Here is a 14,632-nt window from a genome sequence, read left to right as displayed (position 1 = left end):
GATGCCATGTCCAAGGGAACCACCGGCACCTACCAGCTCCAGCAGATGATGCGCCGCACCCTGGGCGGCTGGATCTCACGCAAGCTGCACCGTCGGCCCATGATTGTGCCTGTGGTGGCCGACATCGCCACCGACGTGCAGCCACAGGACTGACCATCGTTTCCTGCAACTGATACCGAAGGCTCCGGTCGCCCAGATGGATGGCCGGAGCCTTCAGTGTTATCCCGTGTCCTCACGCAGCTGGCGGAAGCCCTTGTCCACGATGTCCTCGACCTTGATCCGGTCGGTGATGAAGTCGGACAGGTCAATGTTCCGGTCGTGGATGAGCTTGATGGCATCGGCATGATCGTCGGCGATGCCTCGACGGTACCCGAGATTTCGTGGTCGAAGACCACCGATAGGGTCTCTCCCGTCAGCGGATGGGGATGGTCGGGCGAATTCCCGCCCCCGTTTACGGCTCCGTCATAGTACAGATGGACATCGGAACCGCAGATGCCGGTGAAGGCGGGGTGGACCTTGATAGTTCCCGGCTTGCGCTCAGGCTCGGGCACGTCCTCCAGCCGTACAACTTCCTTGCCGTAATACATCAATGCTTTCAGATCGCATATCCTCTCTGATGTGCGTGTAAGACCCTGCACGAACGAAGTTGAATACCCAACATGATATCCCTGCGGGCGGGTGACGCTCTCTCGTTGGAGACTGCCCAATTCCCACGTTACCGCGGTTATTCGGCCAAAGTGATGGGAGTTTCGACCAGGACCTCGCCGCCCTGGTCGAAGTCGAAGTCGCCCAGCCAATGTCCGAACCTGCTGGGTCCCTTGCCGCACCAAACCACACAGGCGCTGCGGTCAGCCTGTCCGCTCAGCAGACGGTTGGCAGTCCCGGTCACCCTGTCGTTGCCCAGACGGTAGTCCAGGAACTTGCCGTCCCCGTAGTGGCGGGCCACCCGCTGACGCTGCTCCTGGCCCAGCACCCGCCAGGGGTCGGCGGCGCAGAAGACCCGGGCGGGCAGGTCCTGCTCGGCCGCCTGGATCAGAGCCAGGCCTCCACCCAGGCTATGTCCGGTAAAAAGCACCCCGCGGTCGGTTCCCGCCTTGTGCCGGGCCAGGTCAAGCGCTTGCCTGGCCAGGATGCCTGCCTGCTGTGTCTGTCCCGGCTCCCCATTCAGCGGTGGCAGGAAGCAGGTCAGCGCGGCATGGATGTCGTGGCGGGGGTCGTCGCGCAGGTTGGTGCCTGCATAGACCACGACCAAATGGGCATAGTCCGGACCGTTCTCCATGTTCTGGGCGGCGATCATCCCCTCGAAGCCGTTTTCGGGGCAGTAGCGTGAGCGCAGCACCCAGTAGCTGCCCAGGGTCGGATCCTCGAACCAGTGCAGGCCCGGCCGGGTCTTGACGTCCCCTCGACCGATCCCGTAGGAGTACTGGCAGAGCATGTTGAGCTGCTGTGTGGTAAACCCGGTCCGGACCTGCATGACGCTCCCTTTCCGCCAGACTCATAAAGCATGGACCATGAACAACCGCCTGGAGGCCTGACTATTCCCGTCCGGACTGCGCCGTGAGAAAAGAGGGAAACCGTCCCGCTGGCCCGTCGACTGGTGTCCGCATTAGACTTGACATGCCATATCCATACAGGACCTATGCCGATGCCGGTGGGGGCACCGACATCCATGCGCGAAAGGAAATTCATGCCCGGAGCCAATCTGACTCGTGTGGAAGCCGAAGAGCGAGCCGTCGTCGTATCCAATGTCAGCTATAAAGTCAATCTGGACCTGACCAAGGGGCCTGCCACCTTCCCCTCCACGGCCCTGATCAACTTTGATGCCCGGCCGGGGGAGTCCACCTTTGTGGATCTGATCGCCGACCAGGTCAGCTTGATCGAGCTCAACGGCCAGCGCCTCGACCCGGCCCTGGCCTTCCGGGACAACCGGATTGAGCTTAACGACCTGCGCGAGCACAACCAGCTGCGGGTGGAAGCCCTCTGTCGGTATTCGCGCACAGGCGAGGGTCTGCATCGCAGCGTTGACCCCTCGGATGGCAACGTCTACCTCTACTCCCAGTTCGAGGTACCCGATGCCCGTCGGGTCTATGCGGTCTTCGACCAGCCGGACATCAAGGCCGTCTTCGACTTCACCGTGGATGCCCCCGCATCCTGGACGGTCCTGTCCAACATGCCTCCCGCCTCCCATCAGGCCCTGGACAGCCGCACCGCCGAGGGAACCCTGGAGGGCGGCCGCACCGAGGGCGTGACCCGTTGGGTCTTCCAGACCACCCCGGTCATGAGCTCCTACCTGACCGCCTTCGCCGCCGGACCCTACGCCCAATGGACCAGCGAGTACCATAACGAGGACGGCCGGACCATCCCCATGGGCCTATACTGCCGCCAGGCGCTGAAGGACTCCCTGAACGGGGATGCCGAATACCTCTTCGATGTGACCAAGAAGGGCTTCGCCTTCTACGCCAAGACCTGGGACCTGCCCTTCCCCTGGGCTAAGTACGACCAGATCTTCGTGCCCGAATACAACGCGGGCGCCATGGAGAACATCGGCCTGGTCACCTTCCGTGATTCCTACGTCTTCGAGTCCAAGGCCACCGGGGCCCAGATCAACCGCCGCGTGGAGACCGTCCTGCACGAGCTGGCCCACATGTGGTTCGGCGACCTGGTGACCATGAAGTGGTGGAACGACCTGTGGCTGAACGAGTCCTTCGCCGAGTTCATGTCGACCCTGGCCACCGCCGAGGCCACTGAGTGGACCGACGACTGGGCCACCTTCTGCTCCGGCGAGAAGAGCTGGGCCCTGACCGAGGACCAGCTGCCCACCACCCACCCCGTGGTGGCCCCCATCCGCGACCTGCATGACACCGAGGTCAACTTTGATGGCATCACCTACGCCAAGGGCGGTTCCGTGCTGAAGCAGCTGGTCGCCTACGTGGGCCGTGATCGCTTCTTCCAGGGCATCCACAACTATCTGACGGCCCATGCCCACGGCAACGCCACCCTGAAGGATCTGCTGACCGAGCTGGAGAAGACCAGCGGCCGCGACCTTGGCAACTGGTCCCGTCTTTGGCTTGAGGAGGCCGGCATCACCACGCTGACCAGCCAAGTGCAGACCGACGAGCAGGGGACCATCACCGCCATGCGGATCGACCAGACCGCCCCCGAGGAGCATCCGGTCCTGCGTCCTCACCGCCTGGCTGTGGGCTTCTATGACGAGGACCAGTCCGGCAAGGTGGTGCGAACAGACCGGTTCGAGCTGGATCTGGACGGCCAGGGAGCCGAAGTGCCCCAGGTCGTCGGCAAGAAGCGTCCGGCCCTGATTCTGATCAACGACGACGACCTGACCTACGCCAAGCTGCGTCTGGATCAGGATTCTCTGGAGTATGCCACGCAGAACCTGTACCGGATCGAGGACCGTCTGGCCCGGGCCGTGGTCTGGCTCAGCCTTTGGGACATGACCAGGGATGCGCAGTTCCCTGCTGAGCGCTTCATCAGCCTGAGCTTGAAGGCACTGGCCACCGAGCACCAGTCCACCACCTTCCGCTACGCCCTGTCTCAGATCTCCACGGCCGCCCACCACTTCACCGCCTCCCGTCGCCGTCAGCCCATGCTGCAGCTGGTGGCCAGCACGCTCTGGGATCTGGCCATGAAGGCCCAACCCGGTTCGGACGAGCAGTTCCAGCTGGTCCGCGCCTATCTGGGTTACGGGGACGACGCCGACTTCGAGGACCACGCCCGGGGTCTGCTGAGCGGCGACCTGAAGCTGGAGGGGCTGACCATCGACAACAACACCCGCTGGCTGATCATCCACGCCTTGTCTGCCCACGACCTGCTGGCTGACGGCGAGATCGACCGGGAGCTGGCCGCGAAAGACACCACGGAGAACCGCGAGTTCGCCATGGGAGCCCGGGCTGCACGTCCGACTTCCGAGGCCAAGGCCTGGGCCTGGGATCAGGCTCTGCACAATGAGGATCTGACCAATTCGCAGATCGAGGCCTTGGCCGACGGCTTCTCCGGTTCAGGGGACCAGGAGCTCTTCGCGCCCTACGTGGACCGCTTCTTCGCAGCCGTGGACGAGGTCTGGACCCAGAAGACCTTCCACATCGCGGAGACTCTGCTCAACCCCCTGTCGGCGGGCGGACTCTACCCGACCAAGGCCGACCCGGCCGCCCTGGTCAAGGCGGGAGATGCCTGGCTGGCCGACCATGCCGAGGCCCCCAAGGCCCTGCGCGGGATGATTATCCAGAACGTGGAGTCCTCCAGGCGCATACTCAAGGTCCGCGAATACAACGAGCGCCTGCGCTGAGTATTCCGCCCGCCCCGGCCCGGGTAGCGACGGGTCAGGGGCGGGGCCATAATGAATCTGTTGTCTGCACGCAGGATGGTACGTTCGGAGGAGAGCAAATGCCCAGATTATTCGGTACCGATGGTGTACGCGGTTTAGCCAACAGAGACTTGACTGCACAGCTGGCCCTTGATCTGGGCGATGCAGCGGTCCGGGTCCTGGGCCGTGGCGCGGATCGGTCCGCGGGCCGTCGACGGGCCCTGATCGGCCGCGACACCCGGGTCTCCGGGGACTTCCTGGCCTCGGCCCTGGCTGCCGGCATGTCATCGGGCGGTTTCGACGTGATCGACGTGGGCATCATTCCTACTCCGGGCATCGCCTATCTGACCAGTGTGCTGAACGTGGAGATGGGGGCGGTCATCTCCGCCTCCCACAACCCCATGCCGGACAACGGCATCAAGTTCTTCGCCCGGGGCGGGTTCAAGCTCCAGGATTCCAAGGAGGACGACATCGAATCGGTCCTTGGCCAGGACTGGGAGCGCCCGGTGGGAGAGGGCGTGGGCCGCGTCTCCCATGACACGGTGACCGCCACCAACATGTACATCGACCATTTGGTGGAGGCCGTGGCCCCTGTCGCCCCTGACAAGACCCAAACCAAGCCATTGGACGGTCTGCGGATCGTGGCCGACTGCGCCAACGGAGCCACCTCGGTGGTAGCCCCCGAGGCACTGCGCCGGGCCGGTGCGGACGTGGTGGTCATTAACGCCTCGCCCGACGGGTACAACATCAACAAGCACGCCGGTTCCACCCACCCCGAGCAGCTGCAGGCCATGGTCAAGGCCTCGGACGCGGTCATGGGCGTGGCCTTCGACGGGGATGCCGACCGCTGTCTGGCCGTGGACGAAGAGGGAAACATGGTCAACGGCGATCAGATCATGGGCATCCTGGCCCGTGCCAAGCAGCGCGAGGGCAAGCTGGCCAATGACACCCTGGTCGTCACGGTCATGAGCAACCTTGGACTCAAGCTGGCCCTGAAGCAGATGGGCATCGTCACCGTCCAGACGGCTGTGGGTGACCGCTACGTTCTGGAGGAGATGCTGCGTGGGGGCTATACCCTGGGCGGCGAGCAGTCCGGGCACGTCATCAACCGCGAGTTCGCCACCACGGGCGACGGGACCCTGACTGCCTTGACCCTGGCCAAGGAGGTCGTGCGCTCAGGCAAGAGCCTCAAGGAGCTGGCCGCCGACTTCCCGCAGCTGCCCCAGCAGCTGATCAACGTCTCCGGTGTGGACAAGAACGCGGCCCGCACCAACGCCAAGGTCCAGGATGCTGTCGAGGCGGAGGAGCGGATGCTGGGCAGCACCGGCCGGGTCCTGCTGCGGCCCTCGGGCACCGAGCCCTTGGTCAGGGTTATGGTCGAGGCGGCCACCCAGGAGCAGGCCGACCAGGTCTGCCAGCGGCTGGCCTCAGTCGTGGCCGACGAGCTGGCCATCTGAACCGACGACCCAGGAAAGGCGGAATCATCCATGTTCGGCAGAAAGGCGGCCTTCGACGCCGATCTCAACCACCGGGTGGAATCCATGCTGGCCGAGGCCGGCAAAGAAGAGCTCCTGCCTATTGTGCAGATGGGCGAGCCCGTACTTCGTCGGCAGGCCAAGCCCTACAAGGGTCAACTGGCAGCCAAGACTCTGAACAGGCTGCTCAAGGCCATGCGGGCCACCATGCTTGAGGCACCGGGCGTGGGGCTGGCGGCACCTCAGGTGGGCCTGGGCTTGGCAATCGCCGTCATAGAGGATCATGTCCGCGACGATGAGGATGATCCGCGTCAGATCGACGAACTGCCCTTCAGGGTCATCATCAACCCCTCCTATGAGCCTATCGGGCAGGAGACCGCGGCCTTCTACGAGGGGTGCCTGTCCCTGGAAGGATTCCAGGCGGTTCGGCGGCGCTGGCTGGACATCACGGCCAGTTGGGAGGACCGTTCCGGGCGCAAGCACCGCCAGCGCATGCACGGCTGGCCGGCCCGCATCTTCCAGCATGAGACCGACCATCTGTCGGGCGAGGTCTACATCGACAAGGCCGAGATTCGCAGCCTGTCCTCCGACGACAACCTGAGCGAGTATTGGGCCTACGACCCGGTCCCCACCGAGGCGGCAAGGGAGCTGGGCTTCACCATCTGAATCCTGCGAACCCTCTAAATTCTCTTGACCCTCTGGTCCAGGGCCATTTCCTCGGTCAGCTCCGGACCGTCACCTTTCAAGGGCGCCACCGGGTGCATGGTCAATCCTTCAGAGGCATGACGGCCGGGTTCCACAGCCTTGGGCAGAACCGCCCTGCCGTTCACGCTTGGGTCCAGCCATGAGTCCAGGCTCTCGTCAGTGATCAGCAGGGGCATCCGGTCGTGCACCCGGGCGGCCTCCGGGGTGGCTTGCGTCGTCAGGATGGTGGCCGTCAGCAGCCAGGGTTGGCCAGGTCTGGCACGCCACCAGGAGTAGAGTCCTGCGATATTCAGCGTGTGGCCGTCGGGGGCCTGGAAGTAGTAGGGCTGGTGGTCAGGTGTCCACTCGTAGTAGCCGCTTGCCGGAATGATGGCCCTCTGACTTTTGGCCGAGTCCGCGTAGGTCCGCTTGGTCAGGGCGCTCTCCACCCGCGCGTTGTGGGTGGGGTAGGCCATCTGGTCGCTTTCGGACCAGGATGGGACCAGGTTCCAGCGGGCCGGATGCAGGTGCCGTTGCCCATGTCGGTCCTGGGCCACCAGGGCTATGACCGATCCGGGGCTGATGTTCCAGGAGGGCTCGGGCAGTCCCGAAGCCTGCCGGGCACCGTAGTGTTGGGCCAGGCTGGAGTAGTCCAGGTCGGCCGCGAATCGTCCACACATGCAACCCATTCTATGGATGCCTGGAGTCCCCGTCGAGGAAACGCCGGAGGCCTTTCCCCGGGCCAGTCTAAATGCTGATTGGCCTCTCTTTCCTGCTAGCATGAAGGTGGTCTGCGGCAGCGGTGCATACATTGAGGATGGCCGTGGTCACAGCGGAATATTCAACGTTGTTTTTGCCCTGCCTGGCATGAGGCCGGTGGCGGCATGGTGATTAGGAGATGGTTTATGCCTCAGAAGATCAAGGCGTCGATTGCTTACGGCATCGGCAAGGGGTTTGCCCAGCCCGAGGAGATCATCATTGACGACCCCATTGGCGCGGAGGTCCTGGTGGACGTGCAGGCCTCGGGTCTGTGCCATTCGGATCTGCATCTGGTCGAGGATGACGACAAGTTCTTCCCCTTCCCGGCTGTGATAGGCCATGAGATCTCGGGCATCGTCGAGGCTGTGGGCCCCGAGGTGTCCGGCATCAAGGTGGGCGACCACGTGGTGGCCTCCCTGGAGCAGGTTTGTGGACACTGCGCCAACTGCCTCAAGGGTCAGCCCCAATCCTGCACCCAGCAGCAGGAGTGCGTGCGCGGCGCGGGCGAGAAGCCCCGTCTTTCCTTCCCCGATGGCCGGCCCATCACCCAGGCCTTCGGCACCGGCGGCTTTGCCGAGAAGGCCCTGATTCACGAGAACCAGCTGGCTGTGGTCAACAACCAGGTCAAGTGGGATGAGGCCGCCTGCATCGGTTGCGCCACCATCACCGGAGCCGGAGCGGCCATCAACACCGCCCATGTGCGTCCCGGCGACACCGTGGCCGTCATCGGCACCGGCGGCATCGGCCTGAACATCATTTCGGGAGCCCGGATTTGCGGCGCCAAGCGGATCATCGCCATCGACCTGCTGGACAACAAGCTGGAGTTCGCCCGCAAGTTCGGCGCCACCGACGTCATCAACTCCAAGAACGAGGACCCTGTGGCCAAGGTGCGCGAGCTGACTGACGGCGGCGTGGACCAGGCCTTCGAGGCCATTGGTCTGCCCGTTACCATGAAGCAGGCCTGGGACATGCTGGGCGTGGGCGGCACCGCCTACCCGATCGGCCTGACCAAGCCGGATGCCACGGTCTCCCTGGAGATCAACCCGGCTGACCTGCTGGTCCACCAGCGCGGCTTCAAGGGTGTCTGGATGGGCTCCACCAACATCAAGCACGACATCCCCATGTATGCTGACTTCGCTGTGGACGGGCGGCTAAACATGCATGACATCGTCAGCCAGCACATCAAGCTGAGCCAGATTGACGAGGCCTACAAGCAGCTGGTCAACGGCGAGGTCATCCGTTCGGTCATCACCGAATTCGACTGATCCCTTCCAACTGTCCGGCATTACTGCTGATGATTGTGCCGAACAGGAGTTCTGACAGGGGTTCTGATTACCAGGGGCTCCGGGTGCGCAAGGCATCCGGAGCCCCTTTCGTGTTCTGCTAATCCGAGAGCCGGATCAGGCCAGGAGTCTGCCGATGTTCTCGGCCACTGCGGCAAGGTTGTCGGCGGCTTTGGCCATGGCCTCCTCAAGGCTGACGGCCCCGGGGCTGATGCTGAAGATGGCATCGATGCCCACTTTGTAGAGCTCTTCGGTACCTGCACCCACGTTCCCTGCCAGGGCGATGACCTTGCAGCCAGGGGAGGACTCCTTGACGGCCTGGGCTGTGCCCATGGGGGTCTTGCCGAAACCGGTCTGGAAATCGATGCCGCCCTCGCCGGTGAAGCAGAGGTCGGCGCCGCGGGCCAGCTCCTTAAGGCGTGTGGTCTCTACGACAATATTGACGCCTGAGGCCATAACGGCCGGGGTGAAGGCCAGGAATCCTGCGCCCAGACCTCCGGCGGCCCCTGCCCCCGGTTTGGTCTCCACCTCCCGGTGCAGGTCCTTGCGGATGACGGCTGCATAGTGGCCCAGGGCCGCATCCAGGGTGGCCACCATGGATGGGTCCGCCCCCTTTTGCGGCCCGAAGACGGCAGAGGCTCCTTCGGGACCGGTCAGGGGGTTGGTCACGTCCGAAGCCAGACGAATGCGGGTGCTTGCAAGCCTGGGATCCAACCCGGAGACGTCGATTCGATCCAGTCGAGCCAGTGCAGCTCCTCCCTGACTCAATTCCCGTCCGTCAGCATCCAGCAGCCGGGCACCCAGGGCCTGGGCCATGCCGGCACCGCCGTCGTTGGTGGCCGAACCGCCGAGGCCGACGATGATCTCCTGTGCGCCCTGGTCCAGTGCTTTGCTGATCAGCTCGCCCGTACCGTAGGTGGTGGTGACCAGTGGATCCCGGGTCTGTTCGTCGACGAACTGGATGCCGCTGGCTGCAGCCATCTCGATGGCGGCCGTCCGTCCGTCGCCCAGGATGCCGTAGCTGGCGTCCACGGTCTGGCCCAGGGGTCCGGTGACTTGGGTCTGGATCATATGGCCTCCGGTGGCATCGACCAGGGACTGGACCGTGCCCTCACCGCCGTCGGCCATGGGCACCAGGACCATTTCGGCCTTGAGGGGGCTGCGTTGCAATCCGCGTTCGATGGCTTTTGCAGCCTCCTTGGCGGTCAGGCTGCCCTTGAAGGAGTCGGGTGCAATGATGATTTTCATGGTTGTTACCTTTCCTGACTCGTCGACTCAGAAGACCATATAGACCAGCATGGCCACCAGGGTCATGGTCAGGCCTACCAGGAACTCAAAGGGGACGACCTTCATCCGCTCGCCCAGGGTCATGTTGATGGACTTGGCGGTGACGTGGAAGTAGTTGCCGTGGGGCAGCTGGTCGATGACCGTGGCGCCCGCCTGCATGGTGACGGCGGCAGCTACCCCCGAGGTGCCAAAGGCCAGGATGGACTTGCCGAATGAGCTGCTGCCCAGGATGACGCCCGTGGATGTGGAGGCCGTGGCGGCGGCCATGAGGATACCGGCGATGGGGGCCAGCATGGATCCGGGCACGCCCATGGCATGGATGAGGTTGACGATCTGCTTGGGCAGGTCGGAGCTGGTGATCAGCCCGCCCAGGGCTCCGGCTCCGATCAGGATGAGAACCACATCAACCATGCGCTGCAGACCGGCGCTGGTGTATGTGAGGATTTTGCCGCCCTGTCCCATGGCCAGCAGGCCCAGGATGGATGCCAGGGGCAGGATGTACATGGCATCCACTTGGAACCGCTCCAGCAGGCCGATGTGCAGAATGGAACCCACGGGGTTGAGCAGGAGCAGGACCACGGCGGTGATAGGAGCCACCAGTGAGCGTCCCAAGGAGGGCAGGTCCTTGTCCTTGGAGGCTTTAGCCGCATCCTCGCCCAGGTCGTCCATGGTGACGATCCGCCCGCGATGCTGCATGATGGTGGCCAGCAGGACGGCCATGGCCAGTCCACATAGGGCCGGGATGAAGCTGCCGATCATGACTGCCGAGGGCTGTATGTGGAACCCTGAGGCCACCGCGATGGTGTTGGGATTGGGGGAGATGATGTTGCCGGCCTTGCCTCCGCCAGACAGGGCGATCAGCAAAGCCAGCTTGGAGATCTTGAGTCGGCTGCCGACCTCGATGGCGATGGGTGCCACAATCAGAACGGCCACGGGGATGAAGACCCCGACGGCGCAGATGATCATGGTGGCCAGGGCCAGGGAGAGGATGGCCATGCGCTCGCCCAGGCCGTCCACTATGGCTCGAGCTATCCGGTTGGCCGCGCCGGACTCCATCATGACTCCCGCCAGCACTCCAGCAGCCAGGACCCGGATAACCGTGCCCATGACGCTCTGGGAGCCGGCCACCACGATGTTGACGGTCTGGCCCAGGGAGGCGCCACCGATCAGGCATCCTACGATGGCTCCCAGCATGAGTGCGTAGGTGGTGTTGAGCTTCTTGAGAATGAGGATAATGGCCAGGGCCAGGCCCAGTAGGGCGGCCCACCATGACAGGGTAATGTCCATGTCAGTTCCTTTGATCCGTAACTTGTGCCAGGGACCAGTGTTGGCATCGTCGTAGCTGCCAGACCAGTAACAGTCCCATGATTTTTCTCACTTCCATTGTGGCTCTGTTTTGCTCTTTTTGCCAGGGCTCCCATACTCGAAAAGCGATGGATGGCGTTGGCAAAAATGGTTCATGTACCATGTCCGTAGGGAGGCAAGCCATGACCATAGATCCTGCGACGGCCCAGACAATCGTCGACAATCTCAAGGATGTAATCGAGTACAACATCAACTTTTTCGACACCGAAGGAACTATGGTGGCCAGCACTGATGCTTCGCGCATAGGCAGCTTCCATGACGCGGCCCGTCAGGCGGCCGTTGATTGCCAGACCGTTGCCGTGGATCGTCGGCATCCTTATCAGGGAGCCCGTGACGGTGTCAACGTGCCGGTGGTGCTCAACGATGCGGTGGTGGCGGTCATCGGAATCACTGGACCAGTGAACAAGGTGGGCGCTCTGGGCGGGATCATCGAGCGCATGACCGAGCTCATGCTCTGCGCCAACATGGAGCAGATCGCCCGATTCAACCGGCGGATCATGACCACCAACCTGGTCAACCTGCTGACCCTGGAGCACAAGGACGACGAATTGATGAACGCTCTGGCCCTGGCCCTCGACCTGGATCTGTCGGGTTCACGGCGGGCTCTGGTCGGCCGAGCGCCAGGCATCCGGCTGGAAAGGATCAACCAGGATCGGCTCTACGAGAGGCTCTGCCAGACATGCCTGTCCTTCGGCGTTCCCCTCTTCGCTGTAAGTCCCAGGGACTTTCGCATTTATGCGCCGCAAATGGGGGATGCCGAGCTTGATGAATTCGTGACTGCTCTGCGCAAGGCCCTTGGTCAGGCAGTAGGCTCCAAGGTGGTGCTGGGTGCGGGAATGATTCAGGCGAATCCGGGCCAGTACTGGCACAGCTACCGGCAGGCCTGCGTCGCTGCGCGCTGGGTCGGGTTCACTGCCGATGACCAGCGGTATCGGTACGAACAGATGGGCGCGGGGCTGCTGATCACATCACTGTCCACCGAGCAATGCCGGGCCTTTGTGGAGCAGGTCTTTGCGGGTCTGGCGCCGGATCATGTCGATCGGTTTGAGAGGGTTTTCAGCGCCTACACCCGTCACAATGGCAGCATCACCCATGCCGCCCAGGAGCTTTTCATCCACAAGAACACCATGCAGAACCGGTTGGATGCCCTGGCCAGAGAGACAGGCTACAACCCCCGTCGTCTGAGCGATTATCCCATCCTGGCCACGGCCTTCGAACTTCGCAAATACCTGGCCTACAAGGATATTCCCGACGAAAGCGCCGAGTTGAGTGGCCATACTGAGACCTCTGGTCAGTTTGGTGGATGAACTAGGTCGAACTAGGCCCGACTAGACTCTGTGTTCTAATCCTCTGCCGTCTGATTATCGGCGGAAAGTTGCTTTAGTTCGGCGCGGACTTTCTGGAGTTTGGCGAAGGCTGTGTTGCGGTCCTCGGTGGTTTTGGCCCGGCCGTGGTCTCCGGTCAACTTGGCTTCCTGGGCCTTGAGCAGGTCGATGCGCTCGCGGACTGCGAGTCGATTGTCCAGATCTTTGCCGTCAGTCTGGTCCAGGGTCACCTGGGCACAGAGGCTGTCCCAGAGCTGGTCCATATCGTCGCCGGCCAGGGTCAAGTTAGTCTGATCAGCAGGACGGGGTCTGCCCAGGTGGAGCGCATGCCTGGTCTCATGACCGGCTTTGGTGGGCAGGGCCCGGCGGACGGCCGGCGTGCAGACGAGACCCTTTTCATCCTGGTGAATGGTGATGAAAACCATGCCTGAGGAGCGCATGGCGGCGATATGCTCCAGCACGTCCTCCGGCACATTGGGGGTCTTCAACCCGATGGCCATGATCAGCACCTCATGGCAGTGCGCGCCGTCCCTCACAGGAATGGTCCCGGGTCGCAACAGGGCCAGCATGACGATCTTGTCGACGCTGGTGGAGAAGTGTTGACGCAGTCGTGAGGAGACGGGCGGTCGCGTGGTGAAGGCCCTTATGGGCAGTTTACCCTTGGCTGCTGGAATGGCGGTGGTGGGTGGCAGGCCCAGGGAGAGCGCGGACACGCCTTCGTAGGTTGCGATTGTCATCCTTGGCCTTTCTGTCGCTGTTTCCGTTATTCTACCGGCAGGAGCGCGATCAGAGGCAAGAGTGTCCGTTTGCCGGCAATGTATATTAGCTGTAAACCCGGAAGAGCGGATGCGGGAGCTGAACGAGCTGCAGACATGCGCAAGATATGTGGGTTGGAGTGATGAGGGCTGAATGATGAGCAAAGATGCAAAGATGACTGTAACCGATGAGGAACGCGAACTTTTAGAGGGCTGGACCGAGGTCGATGGCGATCTTGATGGCTGCAGTCCGGATGTGGCTCAGGTCGTTCTGGGCTCCCGGCTGGCCAGCGGGCGCGTGGATGCTCCCCGCTCCCGTCACTGGCAGGTGCCCGAGGGGGTGGACTGCCTGAACGACATCGCCTATGTGGACGATGGTCTGCGCGCCCACAAGCTGGATCTGTACCTTCCTCATGATGCCCTGCTGCGCTACGGCAAGGTGACCCCGGTCTACATCGACATCCACGGCGGCGGGTTCATGTACGGCTACAAGGAACTCAACCGGAACTTCTGCACCCACCTGGCCCAGCGCGGCTTTGCGGTCTTCTCGGTCAACTACCGGCTGATTCCCAGTACGGACTTCATGGGCCAGCTGGGTGACGTGCTGACGGCCCTGACCTGGATAAAGAACCACTTGGACGAGTATCCGGTTTCGCCTGATCGGATCTTTCTGACGGGAGACTCGGCCGGAGGCACGCTGGCCCTCTATACGCTGGCAGTGGAGTCCGATGACCAATTCGCGCAGATGCTGGGGCTGAAACCTGCCGGTCTGCGGCCTCGGGGCGCTGCCTTCGTTTCAGGGCTTTTCGATCTGGCTCCTTACGTATCAGTGGATACGGAAGACGGCCAACCAACCAGTTCACCCACCGATGACCTGGCCATGGTTGCTCCATCCTTCTTCAGAAGCTTTGTGCATGCTGGGGGCGACCAGGCGGCCGACCTGACGACCATGGTCGACATGGTCCACCTGCCGCCGGTCTTCCTGAACACCAGTGCCGACGATTTTCTGCAGGGCGACGCTCTGAAGCTGGCCGAGATTCTGTGCAGGAAGGGCCGCGACTTCGAGCTGCACGACCCGAGGCCCAACCGTCTGCAGACCCTGGGACACGTCTATCCGGTGGCCATGACCTGGCTAGAGGAGAGCCGACAGACCCTGGACCAGATTCGCGATTTCTCCTACGATCTGATTTGAGCCTTTCTGCGCGCCCGGTTCATCCGATCGCTGGCTATGATGGGTAGAGAAAGGTGGGCATCGATGGCGCAAGGCCCCCGGTGTCTGCACAGCCGCTTATAGAGGAGTGATTCATGGACGAGAAGACCTTGGTAGAGAAGCTGAGCAACCTGGAGACCATCGACCAGCTGGTTGACCTGTCCAAGG

12 protein-coding genes are annotated in these 14,632 nt (G+C 62.9%); 7 read left to right on the top strand and 5 right to left on the bottom strand.

Annotation, left to right across the window (positions count from 1 at the left end; genetic code table 11):
- The first annotated feature begins 216 nt into the window (after nt 1-216).
- Nucleotides 217-468, top strand: coding sequence for a hypothetical protein (locus AC0AP0_RS03530; protein WP_490429406.1), 252 nt, complete (start codon nt 217-219; stop codon nt 466-468).
- Nucleotides 469-724: 256 nt separating this feature from the next.
- Here the strand turns inward: AC0AP0_RS03530 and AC0AP0_RS03525 are convergent, their stop codons facing one another.
- Nucleotides 725-1,474, bottom strand: coding sequence for a Tle-like phospholipase domain-containing protein (locus tag AC0AP0_RS03525; protein WP_490429405.1), 750 nt, complete (start codon nt 1,472-1,474; stop codon nt 725-727).
- A gap of 213 nt (nt 1,475-1,687) precedes the next feature.
- Here AC0AP0_RS03525 and pepN point away from each other — a divergent pair, with 213 nt between their 5' ends.
- The 3 genes from pepN to AC0AP0_RS03510 all read left to right on the top strand — a co-directional run bounded on the left by pepN (nt 1,688) and on the right by AC0AP0_RS03510 (nt 6,462).
- On the top strand, nt 1,688-4,303 hold the full coding sequence (gene pepN, locus AC0AP0_RS03520; protein ID WP_490429404.1) for an aminopeptidase N: 2,616 nt from the start codon (nt 1,688-1,690) through the stop codon (nt 4,301-4,303).
- Between the two features lie 98 nt (nt 4,304-4,401).
- On the top strand, nt 4,402-5,778 hold the full coding sequence (glmM, locus tag AC0AP0_RS03515; RefSeq protein WP_046322570.1) for a phosphoglucosamine mutase: 1,377 nt from the start codon (nt 4,402-4,404) through the stop codon (nt 5,776-5,778).
- A gap of 30 nt (nt 5,779-5,808) precedes the next feature.
- On the top strand, nt 5,809-6,462 hold the full coding sequence (locus AC0AP0_RS03510; protein WP_198190542.1) for a peptide deformylase: 654 nt from the start codon (nt 5,809-5,811) through the stop codon (nt 6,460-6,462).
- A gap of 14 nt (nt 6,463-6,476) precedes the next feature.
- On the opposite strand, the gene AC0AP0_RS03505 is transcribed toward AC0AP0_RS03510, so the two are convergent.
- Nucleotides 6,477-7,160 carry an SOS response-associated peptidase gene (locus AC0AP0_RS03505; protein WP_198229538.1) on the bottom strand — a complete coding sequence of 228 codons (684 nt, stop codon included), beginning with the start codon at nt 7,158-7,160 and terminating at the stop codon, nt 6,477-6,479.
- A gap of 225 nt (nt 7,161-7,385) precedes the next feature.
- On the opposite strand from AC0AP0_RS03505, the gene AC0AP0_RS03500 reads away from it, so the two are divergent.
- Complete coding sequence (locus AC0AP0_RS03500) at nt 7,386-8,504, top strand: zinc-binding dehydrogenase (protein ID WP_052323105.1); 1,119 nt, start codon at nt 7,386-7,388, stop codon at nt 8,502-8,504.
- A gap of 135 nt (nt 8,505-8,639) precedes the next feature.
- Here AC0AP0_RS03500 and AC0AP0_RS03495 read toward each other — a convergent pair whose 3' ends face one another.
- Both AC0AP0_RS03495 and AC0AP0_RS03490 read right to left on the bottom strand, forming a co-directional pair.
- Nucleotides 8,640-9,770, bottom strand: coding sequence for a glycerate kinase (locus AC0AP0_RS03495; protein ID WP_198229537.1), 1,131 nt, complete (start codon nt 9,768-9,770; stop codon nt 8,640-8,642).
- A 27-nt stretch (nt 9,771-9,797) separates the two neighbouring features.
- The gene (locus AC0AP0_RS03490) at nt 9,798-11,096 is read right to left on the bottom strand and encodes a GntP family permease (RefSeq protein ID WP_490429403.1); all 1,299 of its coding nucleotides are present in this window, start codon (nt 11,094-11,096) and stop codon (nt 9,798-9,800) included.
- A 200-nt stretch (nt 11,097-11,296) separates the two neighbouring features.
- On the opposite strand from AC0AP0_RS03490, the gene AC0AP0_RS03485 reads away from it, so the two are divergent.
- Complete coding sequence (locus AC0AP0_RS03485; RefSeq protein ID WP_490429402.1) at nt 11,297-12,481, top strand: CdaR family transcriptional regulator; 1,185 nt, start codon at nt 11,297-11,299, stop codon at nt 12,479-12,481.
- 35 nt (nt 12,482-12,516) lie between these two features.
- Here AC0AP0_RS03485 and AC0AP0_RS03480 read toward each other — a convergent pair whose 3' ends face one another.
- Nucleotides 12,517-13,236: a DUF4391 domain-containing protein gene (locus AC0AP0_RS03480; protein ID WP_490429401.1), complete on the bottom strand. Its 720-nt coding sequence runs from the start codon at nt 13,234-13,236 to the stop codon at nt 12,517-12,519.
- Nucleotides 13,237-13,429: 193 nt separating this feature from the next.
- Between AC0AP0_RS03480 and AC0AP0_RS03475 the strand changes: the two genes are divergently transcribed.
- Nucleotides 13,430-14,446 carry an alpha/beta hydrolase gene (locus AC0AP0_RS03475; RefSeq protein WP_490429400.1) on the top strand — a complete coding sequence of 339 codons (1,017 nt, stop codon included), beginning with the start codon at nt 13,430-13,432 and terminating at the stop codon, nt 14,444-14,446.
- Nucleotides 14,447-14,632 lie beyond the last annotated feature (186 nt).

It is taken from the genome of Bifidobacterium sp. POST2/T3 (B1), from assembly GCF_058197115.1.
This window is presented reverse-complemented; position numbering and strand designations above follow the sequence as displayed.

Excerpts from the sequence above, each read along its gene's own strand:
- AC0AP0_RS03525 (WP_490429405.1), bottom strand. The coding sequence starts at position 1,474 with ATGCAGGTCCGGACCGGGTTTACCACACAGCAGCTCAACATGCTCTGC.
- pepN (WP_490429404.1), top strand. The coding sequence starts at position 1,688 with ATGCCCGGAGCCAATCTGACTCGTGTGGAAGCCGAAGAGCGAGCCGTC.
- glmM (WP_046322570.1), top strand. The coding sequence starts at position 4,402 with ATGCCCAGATTATTCGGTACCGATGGTGTACGCGGTTTAGCCAACAGA.
- AC0AP0_RS03510 (WP_198190542.1), top strand. The coding sequence starts at position 5,809 with ATGTTCGGCAGAAAGGCGGCCTTCGACGCCGATCTCAACCACCGGGTG.
- AC0AP0_RS03505 (WP_198229538.1), bottom strand. The coding sequence starts at position 7,160 with ATGTGTGGACGATTCGCGGCCGACCTGGACTACTCCAGCCTGGCCCAA.
- AC0AP0_RS03500 (WP_052323105.1), top strand. The coding sequence starts at position 7,386 with ATGCCTCAGAAGATCAAGGCGTCGATTGCTTACGGCATCGGCAAGGGG.
- AC0AP0_RS03495 (WP_198229537.1), bottom strand. The coding sequence starts at position 9,770 with ATGAAAATCATCATTGCACCCGACTCCTTCAAGGGCAGCCTGACCGCC.
- AC0AP0_RS03490 (WP_490429403.1), bottom strand. The coding sequence starts at position 11,096 with ATGGACATTACCCTGTCATGGTGGGCCGCCCTACTGGGCCTGGCCCTG.
- AC0AP0_RS03485 (WP_490429402.1), top strand. The coding sequence starts at position 11,297 with ATGACCATAGATCCTGCGACGGCCCAGACAATCGTCGACAATCTCAAG.
- AC0AP0_RS03480 (WP_490429401.1), bottom strand. The coding sequence starts at position 13,236 with ATGACAATCGCAACCTACGAAGGCGTGTCCGCGCTCTCCCTGGGCCTG.
- AC0AP0_RS03475 (WP_490429400.1), top strand. The coding sequence starts at position 13,430 with ATGACTGTAACCGATGAGGAACGCGAACTTTTAGAGGGCTGGACCGAG.